This window comes from Isoptericola sp. NPDC058082 (assembly GCF_042885055.1).
In the GTDB taxonomy this organism is placed as follows: Bacteria; Actinomycetota; Actinomycetes; order Actinomycetales; family Cellulomonadaceae; genus Isoptericola.
Genome location: NZ_JBHVSQ010000002.1, coordinates 135,636 through 162,342, shown reverse-complemented (window position 1 = coordinate 162,342; position 26,707 = coordinate 135,636). Strand labels below are relative to the sequence as shown.

Sequence of the window (26,707 nt, the reverse complement as noted above, 5' to 3'; positions counted from 1 at the left end):
CGGTCAGGCCGACTCGCCCTCGACGAGGCGCGGCACGAAGATCTGGGGCTCGGCGGGCACGTCGGCCCCGCCGAGGACGTCGAGCAGGGTCGCGGTCGCGGCCGTGACCATCTCGACGACGGGCTGCAGCACGGTCGTCAGTCGCGGCGTCGTCCGCTCGGCGCCGAGGGCGTCGAACCCCACCAGGGCGACGTCGTCGGGCACCCGCCGGCCGGACTCGCGCAGCACCTGGAGCGCGCCCGTGGCCATGAGGTCCGACGCGGCGAACACGCCGTCGACGTCGGGGTGCCGTGCCAGGATCCGCTCCATCGCGGCCGCGCCGCCCGCCACGGTGAAGTCGCCGTTCTCGACGGCGGTGGCCGGCAGCCCGGCGTCCTCGAGCGTGTGCTGCCAGGCGTCGTGACGGTCGACGGCCGCGGTCATGTCGAGCGGGCCGGTGATGGTGGCGACCCGGGTGCAGCCGCGGTCCACGAGGCGCTGCGTGGCGGTGCGCCCGCCCGAGGCGTTGTCCACGTCGACGAAGTGCAGGGACTCGGTGTCGAACGGCCGGCCCACGAACACCGACGGCAGGTGCGAGCGCATCAGCTCGGACTCGAGCTGGTCCTCCCGGTGGTGCGACGCCACGATGACGCCGTCCACGTGCCCCGACCGCAGGTAGCGCGCGATGTGGCCCGGCGGCTCGCCCGGCCGGGCGAGCAGCAGCACGAGCTGCAGCTCCGTGCCGGTCAGCCCCTCGCTGACGCCGCGCAGCACGCCCGCGAGGAACGGGTCGGTGAGGATGCGGGCGTCGGGCTCGGGCACCACGAGGGCGATCGAGTCGGTGCGACGGGTGACCAGCGAGCGGGCCGCCCGGTTCGGGGCGTACCCGAGCCGGGCGACGGCGTCGTCGACGGCGGTCTGCGCCTCGGGCGACACCCGGTCACCGCCGTTGATGGCGCGCGAGGCCGTGGACCGCGAGACCCCCGCGGCCCTGGCGACGTCGTCCAGCGTCGGGCTGGCATGCTCGATGACCACGTCCGGAGACTACTCTGCGTCCGCGCCGTCGCGTGCCGGCACGACGCCCGTGCGGGCGACCTCGCCGTACCAGTGTCCGGAGGACTTCACGGTGCGCTCCTGCGTCTCGTAGTCGACGTGCACCAGGCCGAAGCGCTTGGAGTAGCCGAGGGCCCACTCGAAGTTGTCCAGCAGCGACCAGGCGAAGTAGCCGCGCACGTCGACGCCGGCGTCGATCGCGTCACGGACGGCGCGCAGGTGCAGGTCGACGAACGCGAGGCGGTCCGGGTCGTCGACGCGGCCGTCGGCCTGCACGACGTCGGGGTACGCGGCGCCGTTCTCGGTGACGTACATCGAGGTGCCACGGGGGCCGGTGTAGTCGCGCTGCAGCCGCGTCAGCAGGCGGGTGAGGCCCTCCGGCTGCACCTCCCAGCCCATGTCGGTGAGCGGCAGGCCGCGGCTGTGGTGGTAGATGCCGTCGGGCACCGGGTTGGGGGAGCGGGTCTCCCACACCGCGGCGTCGACGCGCTCGCCGCCGGGGTCGGCCGTGCCCGCGGGCGTCTCGCCCGCGGCGCCCTGGGGTCGGGCGGAGACGGCGCCGCCGTTGTAGTAGTTCACGCCGAGCACGTCGATCGGCGTGGAGATCACGTCGAGGTCGCCCTCGCGCACGACGTCGGCGAACCCGAGGTGCGCGACGTCGTCGAGCAGGTCCTGCGGGTAGGCGCCGCGCAGGATCGGGTCGAGGAAGAAGCGGTTGAACATGCCGTCGTCGCGGCGCGCGACGTCGACGTCCGCCGGGTCCGTCGGGTCGACGGGGTCGGAGACGGTGAAGTTGAGCGTGAGGCCGAGCACGGCCTCCGGGTCGCGCCCGCGCAGCGCCCGGACGGCACCGCCGTGGGCGAGCATGAGGTGGTGGGCCGCGGCGAGGCCGTCCGCCGGGGACTTGCGACCGGGGGCGTGCGCGCCCGCGGTGTAGCCGAGGAACGCGGAGCACCACGGCTCGTTGAGCGTCGTCCAGACCTTCACCCGGTCGCCCAGGGCTTCGTGCATCGTCACGGCGTAGTCGACGAAGCGGGCCGCGGTGTCCCGGTTCGGCCAGCCGCCCAGCTCCTCCAGCGCCTGCGGCAGGTCCCAGTGGTACAGCGTCAGCCAGGGCAGCACGTCGGCGGCGAGCAGCTCGTCGACGAGGCGCGAGTAGAAGTCCAGGCCCTCCTGGTTGATCGTCTTGCCGTCCGGGACCACCCGGGCCCACGACGTCGAGAACCGGTACGCGTCGAGGTTCAGGCGCCGCATGAGCGCCACGTCCTCGCGGTAGCGGTGGTAGTGGTCGTCGGCCACGGACCCGTCGTCGCCGTTCACCACGGCGCCGGGGATGCGGCAGAACGCGTCCCAGACCGAGTCCTCGCGGCCGCCCTCGGTGGACGCGCCCTCGATCTGGAAGGCGGCCGTGGCGGTGCCCCAGAGGAAGCCGTCGGGGAACGTGACCGCCCCGGTCGCGTGCGGGGAGCTCGTGAGGGGGGTGCTGGGCGTGAACGGCACGGTCGTGCCGGGGGCCGCCCGGCGGGCGCCGGGGGTGGGGAGGGTCATGAATTCGGATCTTTCCATCGGTGGTGGGCCCACGCAGCCGCACGACGGTGCGGCTGCGTGGGCGTGACGTCAGGCGGGGGCGCCGGCGGGTCAGCCCTTGACGGCGCCGGCCATGATGCCCGCGACCAGCTGCTTGCCGACGAAGGCGAAGATCACCAGCAGCGGCAGCGTCACGAGGAAGATGCCGGCCATCACGAGCGAGTAGTCGACGAAGAAGTTGGCCTGCAGCGACTGCACCACCAACGGCAGGGTCGGGTTCTCGCTGTTCAGCACGATGGACGGCCAGAAGAAGTTGGTCCACTGCTGGACGAACGTGAACAGGCCGAGCATCGCGGCGGCGGGTCGCGCGGCCGGCAGGGCCACGGACCAGAACGTGCGGATCATGGACGCGCCGTCCACGCGGGCCGCCTCGATGAGCTCGTAGGGCAGCGCCTCGGACAGGTACTGCGTCATCCAGAAGACGCCGAACGCGGTGACGAGGGCGGGCACGATGACGGCCTGCAGCTTGCCGATCCAGCCCAGGTCCGTCATGAGGATGTACATCGGGATGACGCCGAGCTGGGTGGGCACGGCCATCGTGGCGATGACGAAGACCAGCAGGGGGCCACGACCGCGGAAGCGCAGCTTGGCGAACGAGTAGCCGGCGAGCGTGGAGAACAGCACCACCGACAGCGAGGTGAGCACGGAGACGATCACCGAGTTGGTGAGGGCCTTCCAGAAGTTGATCCGGGTGGACTCGATCACGGTGGCGAACTGCTGGAACAGGCTCGTGTCGGGCAGCCACTGCGGCACCGCGTTCTTCGCGATCGTGACCGGGTCGGACGACCCGAGCAGCAGCGTGAAGTACAGCGGGAAGATCGAGATCAGCAGCGTGACCCCGAGCAGGGCGTAGGTGACCCAGCCGGGACGGCGCTGTGCGCTGCGGGTGGCCCGCGAGCCGCGGTTCCGGCGCTTGGTGGCCGCGCGGGCGGCGCCCCGGCCGGCGGTCTGGGCGGTGACGGCGACGGAGCTCATCGGCGGTCCTCCCGGTCGGTGGTCGAGGTGGTCGGGGGGAAGGTGGGCGGTCGCGGGGGCCCCTGGTTCGCGCCCCCGCCCGCGGGGGCGGTCGCACCGGTCGCCTGCGCGACCCGGGCGTCCGCCGCGAGGCGACGGGTGTGCCGGCGGCCCACCTTCTCCTTCTTCGGGCCGGAGGTCGCGATCCGCTGCGTGATGAGGAAGTTGACCATGCCGATGACGATGATCAGCAGGAAGAGCAGCAGCGCGACCGCCGACGCGCGGCCGAGGTTCTTCTGGTTGCCCCACGCGACGTCGTACAGGTAGACGACGGTGGTCATCCAGTCCTGGTCCGGTCCGCCGAGGCCCTTCGGGTCGAACATGCGGACCTCGTCGAAGATCTGCAGGCCACCGATGGTCGACGTGATGACGACGAAGATGATCGTGGCGCGGATCTGCGGCACGGTGATGGAGAAGAACTGCCGCGCGCGGCCCGCGCCGTCGATGACAGCCGCCTCGTAGAGCTCGCGGGGCACGGCCTGCATGGCGGCGAGGAAGATGAGCGCGTTGTAGCCGGTCCAGCGGAAGTTCACCATGCTGGCGATGGCGACGTGGCTGGCGACGCGGTCGGTGTGCCAGCCGATCGGGTCGACGCCGACGAACCCGAGCAGCTCGTTGATGAGGCCGTAGTCGTCGGCGAACAGCCGTCCGAAGATCATGGAGACCGCGACCGGCGCGACGACGTAGGGGATCAGCACGCCCATGCGCCAGAAGGTGGCGGCGCGCAGGTTCTGGTCGAGCAGTGCCGCGATCGTGATCGCGAGGATCACCTGCGGGATGCTCGAGAAGACGAAGATCGAGAACGTGTTGACCAGGGACTTCCAGAACAGGGGCTGCGCCAGGACGGCGGCGTAGTTCTCCAGCCCCGTGAACTCGCCCTGGCCGCCGAGCAGGTTCCAGTCGTACAGCGACACGAACAGCGTGTACCCGAGCGGGAACAGGCCGGTGAGCGCGAACAGCAGGAAGAACGGCGAGATGTACAGGTACGGGGAGACCTTCACGTCCCAGCGGCCGAGGCGCTGGGTGAAACCGACGCGTCGGGGAGGACGTGGCCCGGTCGCACCTCGTCGGTGCGTGGGCTGGGTGGGGGAGAGGACGGCCATCTGCTGCTTCCTGTGCTCGCCGGTCCGCCGGCCGCCGGGCGGGCCCGCCGAGAGCGTGTCTCGGCGGGCCCGCCCGGCGGTGCGGCGGGGGTCAGGGACTGGTCAGGGGGTCAGAGCCCGAGCGAGGCGTACTCGTCGAGGGCGCCCTGCCAGCTCTTCTCCGCGTCGTCACCGTTGAGGTCCACGCGGTTGAGCGCGTTCTGCACGGCCGTGTGGATCGCGAAGTAGTTCTTGCCCTTGAACGGGGCACCCTCGATCGCCTGGGCGCGGGCCGAGAAGATCGGGCCGACCGGGGCGTCGTTGAAGAAGTCGTTCGTCGAGTCCTGCACGGCGTCGGACGCCTGGGCGTCGAGCTGCGACGGGAACGTGTTGGCGTTCTCGTACGCCTGGGTCTGGACCTCGGGCGAGGTCAGCCAGGCAGCGAGCTCCTTGGCCGCTGCGGCGTTGTCGCCGGAGGAGGGGACGGTGAGGAACGAGCCGCCCCAGTTGCCGCCGCCGCCCGGGAAGACGTCCGCGACGTCCCAGCCCTCGACGCCGCCGGCGTTCTGCTCGATCGACGCGGTCATCCACGGCGGGCAGAGCATGGTGGCCCAGGCGTTGTTCTGGAAGCCGGCGACCCAGTCGTCGCCCCACTGCTCGAGGCCGGCGGACAGGTCGTCGTCCACGGACGCGGTCAGGACCTGGTCGTACAGGTCCTTGATCTCCTGGTTGGTCTTGAGGTCCTTGGGGTCACCCGTCGCCGGGTCCTCGTAGGCGCCCTCGAGCTGGTTCACCATGCCCTGGTACGTCGGCACCGCGCCGTCGAACCAGGCCGAGTCCGACTTGGCGACGAACTTCTTGCCGGCCTCGAAGTAGTCCTCCCACGTGGCGTCCGCGCCACCGAGAAGGTCGGCGACCTCCTCGCGGTCGGTCGGCAGGCCGGCCTTCTCGAAGAGGTCGGCGCGGTAGCAGATGGCCTCGGGGCCGATGTCCGTGCCGTAGCCGATGAGCTTGCCGTCGGGCGTCGTGGCCTGCTGGACCTTCCAGTCCACCCACCGGCCGTCGAGGGCCGGGTCGCCCAGGTCCTCGAACAGGTCGGGGAACTGCATCAGCTCGGGCAGCCAGTCGACCTCGATGCCCTCGATGTCGGCGAGGCCCTCGCCGCCGGCGGCGAGCTTGGTCGTGAGGTTGTTGCGCGCGTCCTCGGACGTCGCGGCGGTGACCTGCTTGACCGTGACGTTCGGGTGGTCCTCGGTGTACGAGGCGAGGAGCTCGTCGGTGTACCCGAACTGGTTGAAGGTGGCGACGGTCAGGGTGATCTTCTCGTCACCGGAGGCCGCGTCGTCGCCGTCGTCCGAGCCGCCGCAGGCGGTCAGGGCGAGGGCGAGGGTCGCGACGCCGGCGGTCGCCGCGACGACGCGACGGGTTCGGCGGGTGGGTCGGGTGCTGCTGAGCACGGTGACTCCCTTGTCTGGGTCGGGCAAAGACGGAGGTTTGGTAGCGCTCCCACCTCCATGGTGGTAGCGCTCCCACGGCCAGGTGATGATGCTGGCCGTCGGTGGCGACGAAAGTCAAGCCCGCTGAGGGCGTCGATGCCGTTCTGTGACGGAGCGCGCGGCGTCTGTGCAGGTCAGGGGCCTGCGCGCCGAGCGCGTGTCCGGATCGTTACCCGTCTTCACCCGGTCCGGTCGACGCCGCGAGCCACTCCTGACCGGCCGCGCCCTCGGCCTCGAGGGTCGAGCGGACCGCCCGGGCGGCGGCCTCGGCCACCGCGGCGCCGAACAGGGGAACCGTCGCGCGGACCTCGCCGTCGTACACCTGGCGCGTGCCGCCGTCCGCCGTCGACTCGAGGCGCACCGTCCCGGTCACCCGCACGGGTGCCCCGGCGATCTCGACGGCGATGGTCCCGGTGCGCAGACCGCCGGAGGGGGCCTCCCACACCTCCGCCTGGCGCACCTCGAGGTGGTCGCCGACGAACGGTCGCACCTGCGCGGGGATGAGGTCCGTGGGCAGGGTGCGCCGCACCGCGATGGTGAAGCCGTCGGCCGGGCTGCCGGTCACGTCCGCCTGCTCGACGCGGCCGCCGGGGCCGCGCAGCGCCCGCCAGCGGATGAACGCCTCGTCGGCGAGCATCGCGACGACGGCGTCCGCGTCCGCCGCGTAGGTCAGCTCCACGGTCAGGTGCACGAGGTCACCCTACCGAGGCGGGGGCGGGGGGAGAGCGCCCGTAGGCTGGTGGGCGTGTCCGCCATGAGTGACCTCATCGCCCAGAACGCCGACCTCTCCGAGGAAGACGGCGAGTGGCTGCACCTCCTCGTGGGCGACTGGCAGCTCGTGTCCGACCTCGCCTTCGCCGACCTGGTGCTGTGGCTCCCCACGTCCGACGGCGGCTTCGTCGCGCTCGCCCAGTGCCGCCCGTCCACCGGGGCGACCGTGCACTACGACGACATCGTCGGGTCGTTCGCGCCCGACGGGCAGCGTCCGCAGCTCGCGGCCGCCATGACGGAGGTGCGCGCGCAGCGCTCCCGCGAGCCGCGCTGGTTCGGCGCCTACGCCGTCCGCGAGGAGGCGGTGCCGGTGGTGCACGACGGGCGGCCGATCGCCGTCGTCGCGCGGCAGACCAACCTGGGGTCCGGCCGCACGCCCAGCCGGCTCGAGCTCAACTACGTGGAGTCGGCCGACGACATCCTCGCGATGATCGCGCGCGGCGAGTACCCCGCGACCAACGCCGCCACCGGGCCCCGCCGCGGCGCACCGCGCGTCGGCGACGGGCTGATCCGCCTCAACTCCGAGGGCGAGGTGCTCTACGCCAGCCCGAACGCGCTGTCCTGCTTCCACCGGCTCGGGGTCATCGGGCCGCTCGTCGGGCAGTCGCTGGTCGAGGTGACCGCCGACATCGTGCAGTACCAGGACACGGTGGACGAGTCGCTGCCGCTGGTCGTCATGGGCCGCGCGCCGTGGCGCACCGACATCGAGGCCAAGGGCGTGGCGCTGTCCCTGCGCGCCCTGCCGCTCACGGACCACGGCCAGCGCATCGGCGCGGTCCTGCTGTGCCGCGACGTGTCCGAGCTGCGCCGTCGTGAGCGCGAGCTGATGACCAAGGACGCGACCATCCGCGAGATCCATCACCGCGTGAAGAACAACCTCGCCACCGTGGCCGCGCTGCTGCGGCTGCAGGCCCGCCGGATGGACGTGCCCGAGGCACGGGCCGCGCTGGAGGAGGCGATGCGCCGGGTCGCGACCATCTCGATGGTGCACGAGTCCCTGTCGCAGACCCTCGACGAGAACGTGGAGCTCGACGGCATGCTGAGCCGCGCGCTGCGGCTCGCCGCCGACGTCGCCTCGACGCGCACGCAGGTGCGCACCCGCCAGTCCGGGTCGTTCGGGATGGTGCCCGCCCAGGACGCGACCCCGCTCGCGCTCGTGCTCACCGAGCTCGTCACCAACGCCGTCGAGCACGGCTTCCCCGGCCGGGAGTCGGGCAACGTCGAGATCGACGTGCAGCGCGACGGGGCCTCGATGCGCGTGGTCGTCGCCGACGACGGCGTGGGGATGCCGGAGGGCATCGCGAGCCTCGGCCGCGCGTCGCGCAGCGGCCTGGGGTCGCAGATCGTGCAGACGCTCGTGACGAACGAGCTGGGCGGCACCATCGACTGGGAGGCGCGCGAGGGCGGCGGCACCCAGGTGGTGCTGGAGCTGGAGCTGCGCGACGGCCAGGCGCCGCGATAGAGAAGCTCCGCGCGAGACGCAGAAGGCTCCCCGCACGAGAAAGGGGGCGGACCGCAGGCCTGCGGTCCGCCCCCTCTCGCGGGGAGCCTTCTCCGTCTCGCGGAGGTGCTCAGCCGGCGCGGCGGGCGCGGGCGGTACGGCGCTTGAGCGCGCGGCGCTCGTCCTCGCTCATGCCGCCCCAGACGCCGGCGTCCTGGCCGGACTCGATGGCCCACTTCAGGCACGTGTCGACGACGTCGCAGCGACGGCACACGGCCTTGGCCTCCTCGATCTGCAGGAGGGCGGGGCCGGTGTTGCCGATGGGGAAGAAGAGCTCAGGGTCCTCGTCGAGGCAGGCGGCCTTGTGGCGCCAGTCCATGTCATCTCCTCGGTGCAGGGGGACCTGGTCCGTCAGAGGGGCGCGCGCGAGGGCGCGCCAAACCGGGTCCGGTGGGTGGGGGTTGATCTGCCGTCCAGCGTCACACCTCGTGAAGCGCCGCACAAGGGGTTACGTGAAAGTTTCTCCTGCGTGAAGCGTGAGTGCTTCATCACACTGTCGTGAAACCGCAGGTCGCACGTATTCTGACGTGTCATGCGCGCTTCTGTCACCCCCTCGTCCGACGCCGACGGTGTCCCGGAGGGCTCACGCCCGCCGGGCCTGAAGGTCGTCGCCGCGGGAGTCGTGATCGAGGCCGTCCTCCTCGTGGGCGGGGCCCTGCTGGTCGGGGTCGAGCTCGTCCGCGGCGCCTCTCACAGCGTAGCCGTGAGCGTGTTCCTCGTGCTCTTCTTCCTCGGGCTCGCGTGGCTGCTCGTCGGGTCCAGCCGAGCCCTGTGGGCGGGGCGTCACGGCGGCCGGGCGCCCATCGTGGTGTGGCAGATCATGCAGGGCCTCGTCGGCGTCAGCCTGCTCACCGCGGGCGTGCTCTGGGCGGTGCTCGCCGGCCTCGGCCTGCTGCTCGTCGCCGCCGCGGTGCTCGTCGCGGTGATGTCGCGCCGGGTCGTCGAGTCGACGTCCGGCTGAGACCGCCGGGGCCGGGTCCGCGTCCGCCGGCCTGGCCACCTGCACCACCCGTACCCGCCCCGCCTCCACGAGCGCGCCGTGCCCCGCGCGAGCCGGTCCGGGGTCGACGGCGTCCGCGAGCGGGACGCCCCACAGGTCGTCCGCCCCGCGCTCGCCCGGGTGCAGCACCACCCCGGTGCGCCGCGCGCGGAGCTCGGCGAGGGCGCCCCGGTGCGCCAGCGCCGTCCCCGTCGAGCTCGCCGCCGCCACGAGCGCGAGGCCGGTGCCGTCGGTCAGCGCGGCGATCCGTTCCGCCTCGAGCGGGTGCTGCTGGGCGAGGACGTCGAGGTCGTCCACCACGAGCACGTCGTGACCCCGGTGCGTGACGGCGGCGTGGTCGACGAGCCCTTCGCCGGTCGCGCGGCCCGTCAGCCCGTCCTGAAGCCCGTCGAGGAGTCCGGGCAAGGACGCCGGCGACGGCGCCACGGCCGGCGCGTCGCCGGCGTCGCGGCGCAGTGCGGTGTCCCGCGAGACCACGCCGGCCAGCCGTCCCGCCGCCGCCAGCCGCCGGACGACGAGGCGCAGGACGGTCGTGCGGCCGCTGGCGCGCGGTCCGGTGACGAGGGCTCCCTGCGCGACGTCGAGTGCGACCGGGGCTGCCGCGTCGCCCCCGATCCCGACCGGGACGAGGAGCGCGCCGCCGTCGGGCGGGTCGGCGGCGCGGTGGCGGGGCCCGCGCCCGGGCGCCGGGGCCAGATCGGCCTCCTCGACCGTCGTGGGCAACGGCCGGACCCGCAGCGGCGCAGGGGTCGCGCGTTCCGTGCGGCCGCCGGGACCGGCGTCCGGGACGGACGGTTCGCCCGGCAGCAGGACCTGGCACAGGACCGGCTCGCGCGTGAGCCACGCGGCGCGACCCGCGAGCCCGCCGCGCCCGGCCAGGCCCGACGGCGCGCCGAGGAGCACGTCGGCGTGCGCCTCGCTGCCGAGCAGCACCAGCCGCGGCCCGACCCGCGCGGCGAGCCCGCCGAGGGTCGCGGCGTCGGACGCGAGCGCGAACGCGACGCCGACGGCGGCCAGCGCGCGCACCAGCGGGTCCCACGGGTCCGGCCCGGCGAGCGCGGTGCGCAGCTCCTCGACGCCGTCGACCACGACGAGCGTCCGCGGCCGTGCGGGCACCGCGTCCGCCGCTAGCAGGCGCAGCAGCCGTGCCGCGCGCCGGGGCGACGCGGGGCCGGCGAGGGTACCGAGGCCCGGGTGCCCCGTGAGGGCGGTGTACCGGGGGAGCGCGGCGGCCGGTGCCAGCACGTGCACGTGCCAGCCCTCGTCCAGCGCCGCCCCCGCCAGCGTCAGGAGCGTCGTCGTCCTGCCCGAGCGCGCCCGTCCCACGACGCCCAGGTGCCCCGTGTCCGGGTCCCAGCGCACGACGGTACGGCGCTGGCGGTCGGGGTCGTCGCCGAGCGCGAGGCGGAGGCCGGCGGAGTCGTCGTCGACCTCGGGGAGGTCCCGCGCCCGGACGCGGCCGGGCAGCGGGGGCAGCCACGGCGGGGCGCCCGGGCGGAGTCCGCGCGCGGCGGCGGCGTCCACGCAGGCGTCGACGAGCGTGCCGACGCGGCACGACCGCGCGCCGGTCTCAGCGAGGCGCTCGTGCGGGTCCGGCCCCGGCGGTGCGGCCGCGGGCGGCGTCCCCCAGGCCGGGGCGTGGCGCACCCGGCCCTCGGGCGTCGTGGGGTGCCCCGCGGCGAGGGCGCACTGGAGCGCCACCGGGGGTTCGGCCCCGCGGCGCAGGACGGCGCGCCCCGGCGTGCCCGGCAGGATCCGGGCGGCCGCGGGCGTCTCGACCACGTCGAGCGAGTCCGCGGTGTCCACGACCCGCAGCGCGAGCCGCGCCGAGACGTTGGCCCGCACGTCGGCGCTCACGGCGCCCGCGGGCCGTTGCGTCGCGAGCACGAGGTGCACGCCCAGGGAGCGCCCCTGCGCCGCCACGCGCAGCAGGCCGGGCAGGAAGTCCGGCAGGTCGTCGGCGAGGGCGCGGAACTCGTCCACCACCACGACCAGCCGCGGCGGGGCGTCGGGCAGCCCCGGGGGCAGGGCGGCGAGGTCCGCGACCCCGTGCCGGGCGAGGACGTGCTCACGCCGGCGCAGCTCCGCCCGCAGACCGGCCAGGGCGCGTCCCGCGAGCCCGGGGTCGAGGTCCGTGACCTGGCCGACGACGTGCGGCAGCCGCCCGCACGCGCCGAACGACGCGCCGCCCTTGAAGTCGACGAGCGCGAGCGCGACGTCGCGCGGGGACCGCCGCGCCGCGAGCCCCAGCACGAGCGACTGCAGCAGCTCGGACTTGCCCGCTCCCGTCGTGCCGGCGACCAGCAGGTGGGGGCCGTCCGCCACCAGGTCGAAGGTCACGGGGCGGCCGCGGGCGTCACGCCCGAGCGGCACGGCCCAGCCGGCGGCGGTGTCCCAGGCGGGGCCGGGGTCGGGCCGGCCCTCGAACAGGTCGACCAGCGGGACGGCGGCCGGGAGCCGCGGGTCGGTCGGGTCGCCGTCGTCGCCGGGCCCGACCACCTCGTCGTGACCGTCCGCCGAGTCCAGCGCGCCCAGCGACCGTCGCAGTCCCGCCAGGCCGGCGACGAGCCGCGCGGCCTGCTCCGCCCAGGCCGGGTCGACGCCGACGAGCGGGCCGGCCGTGGCCGAGCCGTCGGGCGCGGCCCTCCGGACCCTGCCCGCGCGCACCCGCCACGTCGTGCGGCACCACGACGGCACGGGCGCCCCGTCGGGCAGGCACAGCAGCACGGCGCCGCCTCGCGCGAGCACGTCGTCGGGTCGCCCGGTGACCGCGGCGAGGTCGGACACGTCGGGCACGTCGACGACGAGCAGGGGCGGGCCGGCGGTCGGCAGCCAGCGGCACCACGACCAGGCGTCGAGCGCCCCGACGACCTCCACCGACGCGCCCGCCGCGGCGAGCTCGGCGACCACCGACCGCGCGGCCGCGAGCACCTCCGCGCGCGGCCCCACCACGGCGACCGAGCCGTCGGGGACCAGCCGGGCGAGCGCACCGGCCGCCACCCCTCCCGCCCGGCGTCCACGACCGGAGGTCCCAGCGCCGGCGCCCCCGGGCGTCGTCCCCGCGAGGGGGCCACCGGCGCGGGCCCGGGACGCGGCCCGCGCGCACGCGTCGTCCCACGCGCCGTCGGACGCCTGGTGGGCCGCGACCAGCCGGGCGAGCAGGGGACCGGGGGCCTCGCCCACGACGCGGGGCGGCGCCGCACCGGGCTCCGGCGCTCCACCGGGCACGTGGTCGGCGGCCGGGCCGCCCGGGGCGGACGACGCGCCGGCACCGCCGCGGCGCCGCCGCCGCGCGGCGAGGAGCTGGGGCACGAGGGTCGCGACTCCGAGCAGGGAGAACAGCGCGTAGGCCGGCTGCCGCAGCACCGCGGCGAGGACCAGCGAGCCCACGACGGGCAGCGCCGCGGTGGCGAGCATCCCGGCGCCGGGCCCGGACGGCGACGCGCCCTCGGCGGCCTCGGCACGGCCGGGGGTGGCGTCGAGCCAGGCCGCCACGGTGCCCGAGCGGTGCAGCGTCCACGAGCGCGTCCCGTGCGGTCCGGTCACCTCGAGCACGCCGCCGGGGCGCCAGCGGCGCGGCCGACGCCCCACCGCCCGCGGACGCCGTCGCGCCGGGCCCGTCCCGCGGACGAGCCGCGCGGTCGGGCGCGGCCCGCGGGCACGCCCGTCGCCGGACGGTGGCGTACCGCTCCTCGCGCCCGGGGACACCGTGCTGCCCGTGCCGCGACGGGTGCGCCGCACCGTGACACGGTCCGGCCGCCGAGGGTCCGCGCGCACCACGACGCCGTGCTCGGGAGGCGGGCCCGCGTCGTCGGGCAGTGCCGTCGACGTGCCCGGTGAGAGGGCGACGGTCGCCCCGGCGGCGGGGCCGTCGGCGCGGGCGGCGAGCCACGGCCCGTCGAGGATCGCGGCCGCCGGGCGGGCGGTGTCGTCGCGCAGGGCGACGACGGCCCCGGGCAGGAGCGGGCGGTGCCCGACGACGTCGTCGTCGGACACGAGGACGCCGCCGGCGCGCACCGGGACGTGCCGCAGTTCGGGCCGGCGCAGCAGGTCGGCGAGCCCGGCCCGGCACGCGCCGAACGGCAGCCCCGCGGGCAGGAGCACGTCCTCTCCCGGGCGCACGGTGACGCGGACGTCGCCCGCCCGCCCCCGGCGGAGGCCGGGCGCGGGGACGACGAGGGCGGGCACCGCGGAGGTCGACATGACCTCCAGGGTGCCCGCCCGGGACGGCCGTCGCGGACGGCCTGTGGACAGCTCCCGCTACTCGCTCGCCAGCGCCTCCACCGGCGAGGTCTTCACCGCCGTGCGGGCGGGGGCGACGGACGCCACCAGCCCCGCCACGGCGGCCACGACGAGCATCACCAGCACGTCGCGCCACGGGACCACGATGACGGGCGTGCCCGCCCAGCCGAGCGCCGCCGCGGCGCCGGCCCAGCCGTAGACCAGGCCGAGCAGCACGCCGAGCACGGCGCCCACCAGCGCGATGAGCAGGCCCTCGACGGCGAGCATGCCGCGCAGCTGGCCCTTCGACAGGCCGATCGCCCGCAGCGTGGCGGACTCCCGGCGTCGCTCGATGACCGACAGCGACAGCGTGTTCGCCACGCCGATCAGCGCGATCACGACCGCCGCCGCGAGCAGTCCCACGACGATCCCCAGCGCGGTGTCGATCACCTGCTGGAAGCCGGCGCGCTCGACCGCCGCGCCCATGACGTCGGCGGGCGCCTCGGTGTCGGCCACGGCGTCCTGGATCGACGGCACCACGGAGGCCGCGTCGGACGGGTCGTCGAGACCCACCCACAGGCTGGTCACCGGGGCGTCGGGGTCGAGGGCGGACAGGTCGTCCGGCACCACGACCAGGCTGCCGTCGGCGAGGTCGGTGACCGCGGCCGTCACGTCGAGCGACCCGTCCGGGCCGGTGAGCGTGAGGGTCTGGCCGTCGTCGACCCCCCAGACGTCGGCGACGTCCTCGGGCACGACGACCGTGCCCTTCGCGAGCGGCGCGACCGTCTCCGTGCTGCGCATCACCGACGCCGCGTCGTCCGGCGTCACGCCCCGGACCGTGAGGGCGAGGCCCTCGTCCACGCCGTCGCCGGTGACCGTGGCGGCCGTGGCCGGGGTCTCGACGACGCGGGAGACGCCGGTGACGTCGCCCACGGTGCCGGCGAGCGCCGACGGGACGGGGGTCACGGCGGCGTCACCGGCGGCGACGCTCGTCGGGTCGCTGGACAGGTCGGTCGAGACGGTGACGTCGACCGGGTAGCGAGAGTCGAGCTCGGAGTCCATCGTCACGCGGGCGCTCGCGGCGCCCGTCGACATCATCCCGACGAGGGTGACGCCGATGAGCAGGGCGGTGGACGTCGCCGCGGTGCGGCGCGGGTTGCGCAGCGTGTTCGCGGCCGCGAGCCGCGCCGTCGGGCCCGACGCCCCGACCAGGCGACCGGCGAGCGCCACCACGCGGGGCAGCCAGAACACCGCGCCCACGAGGACGCCGACGAAGGACAGGACACCACCCGCGAGGGCGACCAGGAGTCCGGTGGTGGGCTCCTGGCCGACCGTGCTCAGCGCGACGCCGCCGCCCAGCAGGGCGAAGCCGATCACGGAGACGAGGATCGACAGCACCAGGCGCACGCGGCCGGCGCCGCGGGCCGCCGACGGCGCGTCGGCGGGGCGGAGCGCCTCGAGCGGGGCCACGCGGGTCGCGGCCCGGGCGGGGGAGAGCGCCGCGACCAGCGTCACGAGGGTGCCCACAGCCAGCGGGATGAGGACGACGGCGGGGGTGATCGTGACCGTCGCCGGCAGGGGGACGCCCAGGTCCATGCCGCGGCCGATCGTGAGCGCGGCCTGCGCCAGCCCGACTCCGGCCACCAGGCCGACCGCGGAGGACAGCAGACCCAGCACCGCCGCCTCGAACAGCACGGACCGGCGCAGCTGGCCCTTGTCCGCGCCGACGCAGCGCAGCAGGGCGAGCGTGCGGGTGCGCTGGGCGACCAGCACCTGGAACGTGTTCGCGATGACGAGCGCGGCGACGAGCAGCGCGACGGCCGCGAAGACCAGCACGAACAGCGTGAACATGACGTTCTCGCCGCCGGTCATCTCGCTGGCGACCGCCTCGGCGTGCTCCTCGGGCGTCACGACCTTGAGGTCCGCGGTGTCGGCGCCCGACGCCGTGGCCGCGTTGGTGAGCGCGCCGGTGATGGCCGTGCGGGCCTGCTCGACGTCGGCGGGGTCGTCGAGGGTGACGAGCACGGTCGTGGGCTCGAGGACCTCCTCGCCCGGGGCGTAGAGGTCGGCCTCCCAGCCGGCGACGTCCGACGCGGGAGCGACGGCGGCGCCGCCCTGCATCGAGTACGCGCCGAACGGGTCGGTGAGCGTGCCCGACACGGTGAGCTGCTCGCGGACCTCGGTCCAGGCGTCCTCCTCCGAGCTCTGGTCGCCCTCGAGGACGTTGCGCACGAGGGTGACGGTGTCGCCCGGGGACGCGTCGAGGCGCTCGGCCACGTCGACCGGCAGCGCGATCTCGCCGGAGGCCCCGGGCAGCGCGCCGTCGGCGACCTCGAGCGGCAGCACGCTCGTGTCCGTGGGCTCGGCCAGCACGCCCTGGTAGATGGTGCGGCCGCCGGACTCGAGCTGCTGGTACGTCATGAGCTGGGGGTCGGCCGTCGCCACGCCGTCGGCGCCGCGCACCGCGTCGAGGGCGGCGTCGTCCGCGGGGACGCCGCGGACCACGAGGTCGGCGCCCGTGAACTGGGCGGCGATCGAGTCGTAGGTGGTGCGGGTGATGACGTTGCCCGCCACGAGGGTGATCGCGACGAACGCGGTGCCGATGACGATCGCCAGGCCGGCGGCGGCGAGCCGGCCGGCGCTGCGCCGCATCTGCGACAGGGTGAGGCGGATCATCGCGAGGCCACCGTCCGCAGCGCGTCGAGGCCGGCCAGGGCGGACTCCGGCGTCGGGTCGGTGATGTCGCCCGCGATCTTGCCGTCGGCGATGAGGACGACGCGGTCCGCGTACGCGGCGGCCGCCGGGTCGTGCGTGACCATGATGATCGTGCGGCCGAGCTCGCGGACCGAGCGGCGCAGGAAGCTCAGCACCTCCGCGCCGGAGCGGGAGTCGAGGTTGCCGGTCGGCTCGTCCGCGAACACGACGTCGGGCTGGGCGATGAGGGCGCGTGCGATGGCGACGCGCTGCTGCTGGCCGCCGGACAGCTCGCTGGGGCGGTGCGTGAGCCGCTTGCCGAGGCCGAGGGTGTCGACGAGGGTGCCGAGCCACTGCTTGTCGACGGTGCCGCCGGCCAGCTCGACCGGCAGGGTGATGTTCTGCTCCGCCGTGAACATCGGCAGCAGGTTGAACTGCTGGAACACGAAGCCCACGCGGGTGCGCCGCAGCGCGGTGAGGGCCTTGTCGTTCAGCCCGGTCACCTCGGTGGAGCCGATGAACGACTGCCCGCTCGTGGCCGAGTCCAGGCCGGCGAGCAGGTGCATGAGGGTCGACTTGCCGGAGCCCGACGGGCCCATGATCGCGGTGAAGCGGCCGGCCGTGAAGTCGACGTCGACGCCGTCCAGCGCGCGCACCTGCGCCTCGCCGCGGCCGTACGTCTTGGTCAGGGCGCGCGCCCGCACGGCCGGGGTGACGGTCGGTCGGGCTGCGGTGCCCTCGTCGGGGATCGGGACGTACACGGTCGTGTCCACGGAAGCTCTCCGGTGTCTCGGGGTGGTGGCCCGGGAGCTCCGTGGAGCCCTCGGACCAGGACACCACCGACGCTACGGAGGGCCCGGGGCGCCGACATCGGCCCGGGGGTGGGTCCTCGCGCGCTTCCAGGTCATCCTCAGGTATGACACCGACCCTGACCGACCCCTGAACCGTCCCTGACCTGCACCCCCCGCGACGTGTCAGGACGTGTCAGGGTGGGCGCGGCCTATACCCCGCGCTCGTCCTGACAGGTCGGGGGTCAGGAGCCGGGGCGGACCAGGCCGGTCTCGTAGGCGGTCACGACGGCCTGCACGCGGTCGCGGGCGTCGAGCTTGGCGAGGATGCGCCCGACGTGCGTCTTCACGGTGGCCTCGGCGACGAACAGGTCGGCGGCGATCTCCGTGTTGGACCGGCCGCGGGCCATGAGCACCAGCACCTCGCGCTCGCGGTCGGTGAGGCCGGCGAGCGCGTCGCGCTGCGGCGCGGCCTCGTCGGCGGGCAGGGCGGTGACCAGGTGCTCCAGGAGCCGGCGGGTGGACGACGGCGCGATGACGGCGTCCCCGGCGTGCACGGTGCGGATCGCGGCGAGCATCTCCTCGGGCGGGGCGTCCTTGAGCAGGAACCCCGACGCCCCCGACCGGATGGCCTCGAGCACGTACTCGTCCAGGTCGAACGTGGTGAGCACGATGACGCGCGGCGCGTCGGGCGCGGCGGTGAGGCGGGCGGTGGCGGTGAGCCCGTCGAGGTGCGGCATGCGCACGTCCATGAGCACGACGTCGACGCGGTGGTCGGCGAGCAGCCGCAGCGCCTGGGCGCCGTCCCCGGCCTCGAGCGCGACCTCCAGGTCGGGCTGCGAGTCGATGACCATGCGGAACCCGGCGCGCACGAGCTGCTGGTCGTCGACCAGCGCGACGCGCACGACGCCTCCCGCGGGTCCGGGCGTGGGGCCGGGCGCGGGCGGCGCGACGTCGGCGGGCGGGGTCATGCGTCCTCCTGGGTGGTGGTCGGCGCGGGCGGGGCGGTCACCGGCGCCCCGGGCAGCGGCAGCTCGAGGTGGACGCGGAACCCGCCGCCCCGGCGGGGCCCGGTCTCGAGCGTGCCGCCGTACAGGTTGGCCCGTTCGCGCATCCCGCGCAGCCCGAACCCGGGGTCGTTCCCCGTCGCGGCGGCGCCGCGGCCGTCGTCGAGCACCTCGAGCTCGACGGTCGAGGTCGTCCAGCGCACCGCGACCGTCACGGCCGGGTCGGGGCCGGCGTGCTTGCGCACGTTGGTCAGCGACTCCTGGCACACGCGGTACAGGGTGAGCCCCATGCCCGCGGGCAGCGTGCGCGGCTCGCCGACGCGCACCAGCGACACGCGCTGCCCGCCGTCCCGCGCCTGCGCGACGAGGTCCTCGATCTCCTCGACGCCGGGCTGCGGCGCGGGGCGTGCCTGACGCGGCTCGTCGGCGGCGGCCGACGCCGGTCGTGCGCCGCCGGCCGAGGGGCCGGTCGTGAGCGCGGGCGTCGCCCCCGAGCCGGGCGACGCCTCGTCGCGGGCGGCGTCCTCGTCGTCCTGCGAGCGCAGCACGCCGAGGAGGCGGCGCATGTCGGTGAGGGCGGTGCGCCCGGTCTCGCTGATGGTGCCCAGCGCGCGGACGGCGGCCTCGGGGTCGGACGCCGCGGCGTACCGGCCGCCGTCGGCCTGCGCGACGACGATGGACAGGGAGTGCGCGACGATGTCGTGCATCTCGCGGGCGATGCGGGCGCGCTCGGCGGCGGCGCTGATCCGGGCCTGCTGGTCGCGCTCGATCTCCAGGCGGTGCGCGCGGTCGCGCAGGGCGTCCATGGTGACGCGGCGGGACCGCCGCACGAGGGCGAACGCCCACACGGCGAGGCCCGTGACGAGGCAGAAGATGCCCACGGGCACCATCTCCGCGATGCCGGAGGCGCCCAGCCCGCCGCGGACGGCGACGGCCACGGGCAGCACGATCACGCTCCCGACCGCCGTCGAGCAGATCGCGGTGACGTGCGACCAGGTGGGCCCGTAGACGGTCACGGACCAGAGCGCGACGAGCACCAGCAGGTCGCCGGGCATGATCATCGGGTAGCCGGCGAGGATGTGGGCGAGCGCGACGCCGAAGACGCCGACGGCCGACGCCACCGGCCGGGTCCGCCGCCACGGGAGCGGGGCGAGGAGAGCGACGGTCCAGGCGATGGACTCGCCCCGGCCGAGGTCGGGCTGGGAGGAGTACAGGTCGGTGGCCGCGACGAGCATGACGCCCGCGAGCAGCACCGTCGTCGTCAGGTCGACGCCGAAGCGGTGCGCCTCGAACCAGCGCCCCATCCTCTCGATCCAGCTCATGTCCGCCAGGGTAGGTGGGCGCCGGAGCGGCCGCGTCCGCCCGGGGGCGGACCGCGGGCGCCGCGCGTCGTCCCCCAGGGGGACCGGCCGTCGTCGCAGGTCGACGACGGCACGGGTGCCACCGTCGTGGACGACGACGTGCCGGGGCGTCATCTCCATGTCACACCCGACTGGCCCCGACGCGGCGTGGGGAGGGGTCCAGGACCAGCGACGTTGCCGCTAGCATGAGGGAATGACCCACGTACTGCTGGCCGAGGACGACCCGGCTATTGCCGAGCCTTTGGCGCGGGCTCTCACGCGTGAGGGTTACGACGTCATCGTGCAAGGAACTGGTCAAGGAGCCGTCGACAACGCCGGGAACGCGGACATCGTCGTCCTCGACCTGGGCCTTCCGGACATGGACGGCCTGGACGTGGCGCGGGAGATCCGCGGGTCCGGCCTGACCGTGCCGGTGCTGGTGCTCACCGCCCGCGCGGACGAGGTGGACCTGGTCGTCGGGCTCGACGCGGGCGCCGACGACTACGTGACGAAGCCGTTCCGCCTCGCGGAGCTGCTCGCCCGCGTCCGGGCGCTGCTGCGACGCACGCACGGCGAGACGGGCGAGGACGAGGAGCTGCGCGCCCAGGACGTGCGGGTCGACGTCTCCGCCCACCGCGCGTTCCAGGGCGACCGCGAGCTGCACCTGACCACCAAGGAGTTCGACCTGCTCAAGGTGCTGGTCGCGAACGCCGGGTCGGTCGTGGTGCGCGACACGCTCATGCGCGACGTCTGGGGCTCCGACCCGGTCGGCTCCACCAAGACGCTCGACATGCACGTGTCGTGGCTGCGCCGCAAGCTCGGCGACGACGCCAACGCCCCGCGCTACGTCTCGACCGTGCGAGGGCTCGGGTTCCGCTTCGAGCTCGGCGCGAGCTGACGCCGACGGGACAGGGCTGACCTCGTGCGTCGCCGCGTCCTGCTGGCGACCATCTCCGCGGTCGCCGTCGCCGTGCTCCTGCTCGGCGTCCCGCTCGGCATCTTCGGTGCCCGGTACGTCCTGGCCACCGAGGAGCAGCGCGTCACCAACCGGGTGGACACGCTCGCGCGCAGCGTCGACAACACCCTCGAGCGGGGCGACGTCGTCGAGGAGTCTACGGTGCAGCGCGCGGCCGAGGGCAGCGAGGGCGACCTGCCGGCGTACGTCGTCGTCACGCTGCCGGACGGCACCCAGCTGACGGCGGGAGAGCCGGTCTCCCCGCCGACGATCGACAAGGCGAAGCTCACCGACAAGAACGTCGGCGTCTCGATGACGGTGTCGGCCATCGGCGCGTACGTGAAGTCCGCGCAGACGGTGGTGCTGGTCATCATCGCGGGCATCGTCGCGATCGCGGCCGGCATCGCCGTGGCGGTGTGGCAGGCGAACCGGCTGTCCGCGCCCCTGGTCTATCTCGCGGCGTCGGCGGAGCAGCTGGGGTCGGGCCAGGTGCGCCCGCGCCTCGAGCCGTCGGGCGTCGAGGAGATCGATCTCGTCGCCGCGGAGCTGGCGCGGTCCGCCGACCGGCTCGCCGGACGCCTCGCGGCGGAGCGGCAGTTCACCCAGGACGCGTCGCACCAGCTGCGGACGCCGCTGACGGCGCTGACGATGCGGCTCGAGGAGATCACGCTCGCCTCCGACGACCCCGAGATCGTCGAGGAGGCCCGCATCTCGCTCGAGCAGGTGGAGCGGCTGGTCACCGTCGTCGACGACCTGCTCGCGGCGTCGCGGCGGTCGCAGGGCGGCACGACGGAGGCCGTGGTGCTGGCGGACGTCGTGCACCAGCAGGAGGAGGAGTGGGCGCCGACGTTCGAGCGGGCCGGTCGCCGGCTCGTCATCGAGGTCCCGGACGGGATGCAGGTGCTCGCGACGCCGGGTGCGCTGGCGCAGATCATCGCGACCCTCCTGGAGAACTCGCTCAAGTACGGCGACGGGACGACGACGGTGCGCTCGCGCCCGTCGGGCACGACCGGCGCGGTCGCGATCGAGGTCGCCGACGAGGGGGAGGGCGTGGCCGACGACGTCGCGACCCGCATCTTCGAGCGCGGCACGACGACGGGCGGCAGCACGGGCCTCGGCCTCGCCCTGGCGCGCGACCTGGCCGCCGCCGACGGCGGTCGGCTCGACCTCGTGCAGCGCCGGCCCCCGGTCTTCGCGCTCTTCCTCGCGGGCGTGCCGCGCACGCTCGACCCGCACCTGGTGCTGCCGCCGGGCACGACGATCTCGTCGCGCGGTCGCCGACGGGGCTGGCTGCACCACCACGGCGACTGAGCCGGCCGGTCCGCTGCGGACGGCCGGTGACCGGCGGCCGGTATCCTCGGTGCCCGTGACCGGACCCACCTCAGCCCCAGCCAGCCCTGCCAGTGCCGCCCCTGTCGTCGCCGTCGTCGGCGGCGGCCAGCTCGCCCGCATGATGGCCCCCGCCGCCGCCGAGCTGGGCGTCGGCCTGCGGGTGCTGGTCGAGGACCCGGCGTCGTCGGCCGCGCAGGTGGTCACCGACGCGCCGGTCGGCGTGGCGAGCGACGACGCCGCGATCCGTGCCCTCATCGCCCCGGACGACGGGCGTGCCCCCGCCGCGGTGCTCACGTTCGAGCACGAGCACGTGCCCAACGCCCTGCTGCAGGACCTCATCGACCACGGCACGCCCGTGCGCCCCGGCCCCGACGCGCTGGTCCAGGCGCAGGACAAGATCGTCATGCGGCGCCGCCTCACCGAGCTGGGGCTGCCGTGCCCGCGCTGGGCCGCGCTGCCGACCGACCCGGCCGCCGCGCGCGACGCGCTCGCCGCCTTCCTCGCGGACGAGGCCGGGCACGAGGCCGTGGTGAAGACGTCCCGCGGCGGCTACGACGGCAAGGGCGTGCGCGTCGTGTCGTCGCCCGACGACGTCGCGGACTGGTTGCAGGCCGCGGCCGACGGGGCCCCGCCGCTGCTCGTGGAGCGGAAGGTGCCGTTCGTGCGCGAGCTCGCGGCGCTCGTCGCCCGCCGCCCGTCCGGCGAGGTGCGGACCTGGCCGGTCGTCGAGTCGGTGCAGCGCGACGGCGTCTGCGCGGAGGTGGTCGCCCCGGCGCCCGACCTCGACCCGGCGGTGGACGCCGAGGCGCGCCGGATCGCCGTCGAGGTCGCGGAGGGGCTGGGCGTCACGGGCGTCCTCGCCGTCGAGCTGTTCGAGACCCGGGAGGACGACGGCACGGCCGCGGTGTGGGTCAACGAGCTCGCGATGCGTCCCCACAACTCCGGCCACTGGACCATCGACGGCGCGGTGACGAGCCAGTTCGAGCAGCACCTGCGCGCGGTGCTCGACCTGCCGCTCGGCGACACCGCCGCCCGCGCCCCCTGGACCGTGATGGCGAACGTGCTCGGCTCGAGCCTCGACGCCCTCACCGACGCGCTGCCCGACGTGCTCGCGCGGTTCCCCGAGGCGCGCGTCAACCTGTACGGCAAGGGCATCCGCCCGGGCCGCAAGCTCGGGCACGTCAACGTCAGCGGCTCGGACCTCGACGAGGTGCGCCGTCGCGCCCTCGACGCGGCCGCGCTGCTGCGCGGAGAGAGCACCACCACGGCGACCGCCACGAGCACCGCCACGAGCACCGCCACCACCAAGGAGCACGCATGAGCACGCCTGCCGTCGGCATCGTCATGGGGTCGGACTCGGACTGGCCGGTCATGGAGGCCGCCGCCGACGCGCTGGCCGAGCTGGGCGTCGAGGTCGAGGTCGACGTCGTCTCGGCGCACCGCATGCCGACCGAGATGATCGACTACGGCCGCACCGCGTCCGAGCGGGGGCTGCGCGCGATCGTCGCGGGCGCCGGCGGCGCCGCGCACCTGCCGGGCATGCTCGCCTCGGTGACGCCGCTCCCGGTGATCGGGGTGCCCGTGCCGCTGCGGTACCTCGACGGCATGGACTCGCTGCTGTCGATCGTGCAGATGCCCGCCGGCGTCCCGGTCGCGACCGTCTCGATCGGCGGCGCGCGCAACGCGGGCCTGCTCGCCGCGCGCATCCTCGCCGCGGGGACCGACGCCGGGTCGCTCGCGCTGCGCGAGCGGATGGTCGCGTTCCAGGCCGAGCTCGCCGACGTCGCCCGGGCCAAGGGGGACAAGCTGCGGGCCGCCCGCGAGGGCGCGCGCCGCACGGGCTTCTCGGCCTGACGCCGCATGCAGAAGGCCCCGCGAGCCGTGCAGGCTCGCGGGGCCTTCGTCGTGCTCGCGGCCGCGGTCGGTGGGCCGCCGCGACCTCAGCCGGGCATGCCCCCGACGGTGCTGCCGGGCTTCAGCTCGCCGTCGCGGACGTCGGCCCAGAACTGGTCGACCTCGTCCTCGTCGAGCAGCACCGTCGAGCCGACGCCGGTGCCTGGGTCGTACCCCGGGTTGGCGATCGGCGGGGTGCCGGTGACGCCCTCGGGGCCGGTGGCGGCCTTGAAGGCCAGACCGAGGCGGCCGAGGTCGACGATGCCCGTCTTCTCGTCCACGGTGAGGGCGTCGGTACCGGCGTTGACGAGCTGCACCTGGTTGACCGGGTTGAGCAGCACGCTGGGCTTGACGACCTTCGCGGCGACGGCGGCGATGACCTGCTGCTGCCGCTCGGCCCGGCCGATGTCGCCCTTCGGGTCGGAGTAGCGCATGCGGGAGAACGCGAGCGCGGTCTCGCCGTCGGCCATGTGGCAGCCGGCCTCCCACGTCAGTTCGCTCTTCGGGTCGTCGACGTCGCGGTCGTAGCAGAGCTCCACGCCGCCGACGGCGTCGACGATCTCCTCGACGCTGCCGAACCCGACCTCGACGTAGTGGTCGATCGTCAGGCCCGTGAGCCCCTCGACCGTCTCGACGAGCAGCGGGGCGCCGCCGAACGAGTACGCGGCGTTGATCTTGTTCGGGTCGTGGCCCGGGATCTCCGTGTACGTGTCGCGGGGGATCGAGATGAGGGAGGCGGGCCCGCTCCGCGGCTTCTGGAGCACCATGATCGTGTCGGTGCGGGCGCCCTCGGTGCCGTCGTCGGCGACGCTGCCCGTGCCGCGCGCGTCGGACCCGGCGAGCAGGTAGGTGGTGCCGGGCGTGCCCTTGGCGTCGGACAGGGCGTCGACGTGCTGGATCTTGCCGTTCGCCCAGACGACCAGACCGATCGGCCAGGCCAGGAGCAGCACCAGGAGCAGCACGAGGACGAGGGCCGCGATGCGGCCCTTGCGCACGCGGAACCCGCCGCCCCCGGCGGTGGCCGCCGCGGCGCCCCCGTCCCTGCCGGGCGGGGGAGTGCGGCGGGCCGGGCCCGGGGCCGACGCGGGCATCACGCGCGTGCCCGAGCCCTGCCGGGCCTGGGGAGCGCGCGACTGGGGCGCGCGGGAGGCCGGGGCCGACGCCGAGGATCCGCGGGGCGCGAACGACCGGGGCTTCTGCTGGGCGCCGCCGCGCCGCTCGGGCGGCGTCGTCGGGATCTCGCGCGACGACTGGCGGCGCACGCGCGGCTCGACCGGGGCGGCGTCGTCCCGCCGGCCCACGCGGCCGCCGGTGGGCGGGGCCGAGGGCCGGGAGCCGCCGCCCACGGGGATGGCGTCGCCGGAGCCGCTGGGCCGGTCGGACCGGCCGCCGGACGGCGTGAAGCTCGGCGGGATGCGCTGGTCGTCGTTGCTCATGGTTCCCCCGCGCTCATCCGCACACCGACGTCACGTCGGCGCCCGTGAACGCCTCTTCGCCGGCGTCGCGGGTCCGCTTCGGCTCGGGGTCCTTCTTGCCGTCGCCGGACCCGTCCGTCGTGTCCTCGGTCGACCCGGTGTCGTCGTCGGCCACCGGGGTGGCGTCGACGTCGTCGGTGGACTCGGCGTCCTGCGTGCCCGTGCCGGCGTCGTCCTTCGCGCCGTCCTTCTCGCTGTCCTTCGCGCCGTCCTTGGCGTCGTCGGCGGGCTCCTCCGCGATCGCGTCGCTCAGGGGCTCGTCGTTGTACAGGTTCTTCCAGACCTCGTCCGCCTCGTCCGTGAGCAGGACGTTCGCCGCGTTGTTCGGGTCGTACTGATACGGCGCGGTCATGAACGCGATGGTGTCAGGGCGGACGTTGCGCGCGCTGTACGCGAGCCCGGCGAGTCCCTGGATGGACGCGAAGTTGCTGCTCATCGTCATCGAGCCCGTCACGGCGCCGAGGAACTTCAGCGACTTGGTCGGGTCGGCGAGCGTGCCGGCGCTGAGCACCTGGCGGGCGACGGCGGCCAGCAGCTCCTGCTGGCGTGCGATGCGGCCGAGGTCCGAGCCGTCGCCGAGCCCGGGCCCCTTGCGCGCTCGCGCGTACTTGAGCGCTGTCTTCCCGTCGAGCTCCTGGAGGCCGGCCGACAGCACGAGGTGGTCTGCCTGCGGGGCGTCGATGTCGTTCGGGATGCACAGCTCCACCCCACCGAGCGCGTCGACCATCTTCTCGAAGCCGGCGAAGTCCACGACGACGAACCCGTCCATCTGCACGTCGGTGATCGTCTCGATCGTCTTCATCGTGCACAGCGCCCCCGACTCGACGTCGCCGCCGGTCATGACGCCCTGGGCGAAGGCCGCGTTGAACTTCGAGCCGGACAGCGGGGAGGTCTGCCCGCCGGAGGCGGTCGGGCACGACGGGACGTCGACGGTGGTGTCGCGCGGGATCGACAGCATCTCCACGCGGGACCGGTCGGACGAGATGTGCATGATCATCGTCGTGTCCGAGCGGGCGCCCTGGGTGCCGTCGCCCACGATGTCGGCGTTGTCGCCGCCGCGGCTGTCCGAGCCCATCAGGACGATGTTCAGCGGCATGTCCGCGTTCGGGTCCTCCGGCATCTTCTTCTCGGGCCGGGCCTCACCGAGCAGCTTGTCGGAGTCGACGGCGGTGATGTTCCCGGTGAGCTTCACCGCCGCGGTCGCGCCACCGACGGCGACGAACGCCAGGACCGCGGTCAGCCCCATCCCCAGGGCGCGCGCGACCGTGTGCCGGCGCAGCGCGCGGGCGTGCGAGGGCCCCGTGGTCGTGCCGGGGCGCGAGGCGACGTGGCGTGGGGTGGTGCGGGTCACGGGAAGCGAGCATAGAGGGTCGGTGTTACGCCGCTGCGGTGCCCGAGGACCGGGACGGTAGAGGAAATGTGTGGGTCGAACGTCGGCGCTGGTCCGACGGTCCGCCGGCGGACGGCAGATGAAGAGCGGGCGAACCCTCGCGGCCGGGCGCGGCGGCACGGGGCCGGC

19 protein-coding genes are annotated in these 26,707 nt (G+C 75.0%); 5 read left to right on the top strand and 14 right to left on the bottom strand.

What is annotated here, in order from left to right; all coding sequences use genetic code 11:
- Nucleotides 1–3: 3 nt before the first annotated feature.
- The 6 genes from ACFVS0_RS03690 to ACFVS0_RS03665 form a co-directional block, all read right to left on the bottom strand.
- The gene (locus ACFVS0_RS03690) at nucleotides 4–1,008 is read right to left on the bottom strand and encodes a LacI family DNA-binding transcriptional regulator (protein ID WP_430549036.1); all 1,005 of its coding nucleotides are present in this window, start codon (nucleotides 1,006–1,008) and stop codon (nucleotides 4–6) included.
- Between the two features lie 15 nt (nucleotides 1,009–1,023).
- A complete protein-coding gene (locus ACFVS0_RS03685) occupies nucleotides 1,024–2,580 on the bottom strand; it encodes a glycoside hydrolase family 1 protein (RefSeq protein WP_430587195.1) in 1,557 nt (518 codons plus the stop codon).
- Between the two features lie 90 nt (nucleotides 2,581–2,670).
- Nucleotides 2,671–3,594 (bottom strand): carbohydrate ABC transporter permease, encoded by a 924-nt coding sequence (locus ACFVS0_RS03680; protein WP_430565062.1) that lies wholly within the window; start codon nucleotides 3,592–3,594, stop codon nucleotides 2,671–2,673.
- Nucleotides 3,591–4,736: a carbohydrate ABC transporter permease gene (locus ACFVS0_RS03675; protein WP_430584674.1), complete on the bottom strand. Its 1,146-nt coding sequence runs from the start codon at nucleotides 4,734–4,736 to the stop codon at nucleotides 3,591–3,593. Before ACFVS0_RS03675 ends, ACFVS0_RS03680 begins: the two co-directional genes overlap by 4 nt.
- Nucleotides 4,737–4,846: 110 nt before the next feature.
- On the bottom strand, nucleotides 4,847–6,172 hold the full coding sequence (locus ACFVS0_RS03670) for an ABC transporter substrate-binding protein (RefSeq protein WP_430548909.1): 1,326 nt from the start codon (nucleotides 6,170–6,172) through the stop codon (nucleotides 4,847–4,849).
- Nucleotides 6,173–6,380: 208 nt separating this feature from the next.
- Complete coding sequence (locus ACFVS0_RS03665; RefSeq protein ID WP_430548910.1) at nucleotides 6,381–6,902, bottom strand: DUF2505 domain-containing protein; 522 nt, start codon at nucleotides 6,900–6,902, stop codon at nucleotides 6,381–6,383.
- Nucleotides 6,903–6,965: 63 nt separating this feature from the next.
- Between ACFVS0_RS03665 and ACFVS0_RS03660 the strand changes: the two genes are divergently transcribed.
- Nucleotides 6,966–8,444: a sensor histidine kinase gene (locus ACFVS0_RS03660; protein WP_430587341.1), complete on the top strand. Its 1,479-nt coding sequence runs from the start codon at nucleotides 6,966–6,968 to the stop codon at nucleotides 8,442–8,444.
- Nucleotides 8,445–8,553: 109 nt separating this feature from the next.
- On the opposite strand, the gene ACFVS0_RS03655 is transcribed toward ACFVS0_RS03660, so the two are convergent.
- The 6 genes from ACFVS0_RS03655 to ACFVS0_RS03630 all read right to left on the bottom strand — a co-directional run bounded on the left by ACFVS0_RS03655 (nucleotide 8,554) and on the right by ACFVS0_RS03630 (nucleotide 19,515).
- Nucleotides 8,554–8,802: a WhiB family transcriptional regulator gene (locus ACFVS0_RS03655; protein ID WP_166849954.1), complete on the bottom strand. Its 249-nt coding sequence runs from the start codon at nucleotides 8,800–8,802 to the stop codon at nucleotides 8,554–8,556.
- Nucleotides 8,803–9,066: 264 nt separating this feature from the next.
- Nucleotides 9,067–13,686, bottom strand: coding sequence for an FtsK/SpoIIIE domain-containing protein (locus ACFVS0_RS03650; RefSeq protein WP_430587194.1), 4,620 nt, complete (start codon nucleotides 13,684–13,686; stop codon nucleotides 9,067–9,069).
- A gap of 57 nt (nucleotides 13,687–13,743) precedes the next feature.
- Nucleotides 13,744–16,380, bottom strand: a complete 2,637-nt coding sequence (locus tag ACFVS0_RS03645) for an ABC transporter permease (protein WP_430587193.1) — start codon at nucleotides 16,378–16,380, stop codon at nucleotides 13,744–13,746.
- Complete coding sequence (locus ACFVS0_RS03640; RefSeq protein WP_430548913.1) at nucleotides 16,377–17,171, bottom strand: ABC transporter ATP-binding protein; 795 nt, start codon at nucleotides 17,169–17,171, stop codon at nucleotides 16,377–16,379. The genes ACFVS0_RS03645 and ACFVS0_RS03640 overlap by 4 nt, the downstream gene beginning before the upstream one ends.
- A 260-nt stretch (nucleotides 17,172–17,431) precedes the next feature.
- Nucleotides 17,432–18,157, bottom strand: a complete 726-nt coding sequence (locus tag ACFVS0_RS03635; protein ID WP_430548914.1) for a response regulator — start codon at nucleotides 18,155–18,157, stop codon at nucleotides 17,432–17,434.
- A complete protein-coding gene (locus ACFVS0_RS03630) occupies nucleotides 18,154–19,515 on the bottom strand; it encodes a sensor histidine kinase (protein WP_430587192.1) in 1,362 nt (453 codons plus the stop codon). Before ACFVS0_RS03630 ends, ACFVS0_RS03635 begins: the two co-directional genes overlap by 4 nt.
- 232 nt (nucleotides 19,516–19,747) lie before the next feature.
- Here ACFVS0_RS03630 and ACFVS0_RS03625 point away from each other — a divergent pair, with 232 nt between their 5' ends.
- The 4 genes from ACFVS0_RS03625 to purE are packed head-to-tail and all read left to right on the top strand — an operon-like array spanning nucleotide 19,748 to nucleotide 23,674.
- Nucleotides 19,748–20,431 (top strand): response regulator transcription factor, encoded by a 684-nt coding sequence (locus ACFVS0_RS03625; protein WP_079569979.1) that lies wholly within the window; start codon nucleotides 19,748–19,750, stop codon nucleotides 20,429–20,431.
- Nucleotides 20,432–20,455: 24 nt separating this feature from the next.
- Entirely contained in the window at nucleotides 20,456–21,799 is a 1,344-nt protein-coding gene (locus ACFVS0_RS03620) for an ATP-binding protein (RefSeq protein ID WP_430587191.1), read from the top strand.
- A 55-nt stretch (nucleotides 21,800–21,854) separates the two neighbouring features.
- Nucleotides 21,855–23,141 carry a 5-(carboxyamino)imidazole ribonucleotide synthase gene (locus tag ACFVS0_RS03615; protein WP_430587190.1) on the top strand — a complete coding sequence of 429 codons (1,287 nt, stop codon included), beginning with the start codon at nucleotides 21,855–21,857 and terminating at the stop codon, nucleotides 23,139–23,141.
- Nucleotides 23,138–23,674, top strand: coding sequence for a 5-(carboxyamino)imidazole ribonucleotide mutase (purE, locus tag ACFVS0_RS03610; protein ID WP_430548918.1), 537 nt, complete (start codon nucleotides 23,138–23,140; stop codon nucleotides 23,672–23,674). The genes ACFVS0_RS03615 and purE overlap by 4 nt, the downstream gene beginning before the upstream one ends.
- A gap of 86 nt (nucleotides 23,675–23,760) precedes the next feature.
- Here the strand turns inward: purE and ACFVS0_RS03605 are convergent, their stop codons facing one another.
- Together ACFVS0_RS03605 and ACFVS0_RS03600 are read right to left on the bottom strand one after the other, a co-directional pair.
- Nucleotides 23,761–25,149 carry an LCP family protein gene (locus ACFVS0_RS03605; protein WP_430587189.1) on the bottom strand — a complete coding sequence of 463 codons (1,389 nt, stop codon included), beginning with the start codon at nucleotides 25,147–25,149 and terminating at the stop codon, nucleotides 23,761–23,763.
- Nucleotides 25,150–25,162: 13 nt separating this feature from the next.
- Nucleotides 25,163–26,539: an LCP family protein gene (locus ACFVS0_RS03600; RefSeq protein WP_430548920.1), complete on the bottom strand. Its 1,377-nt coding sequence runs from the start codon at nucleotides 26,537–26,539 to the stop codon at nucleotides 25,163–25,165.
- Nucleotides 26,540–26,707 lie beyond the last annotated feature (168 nt).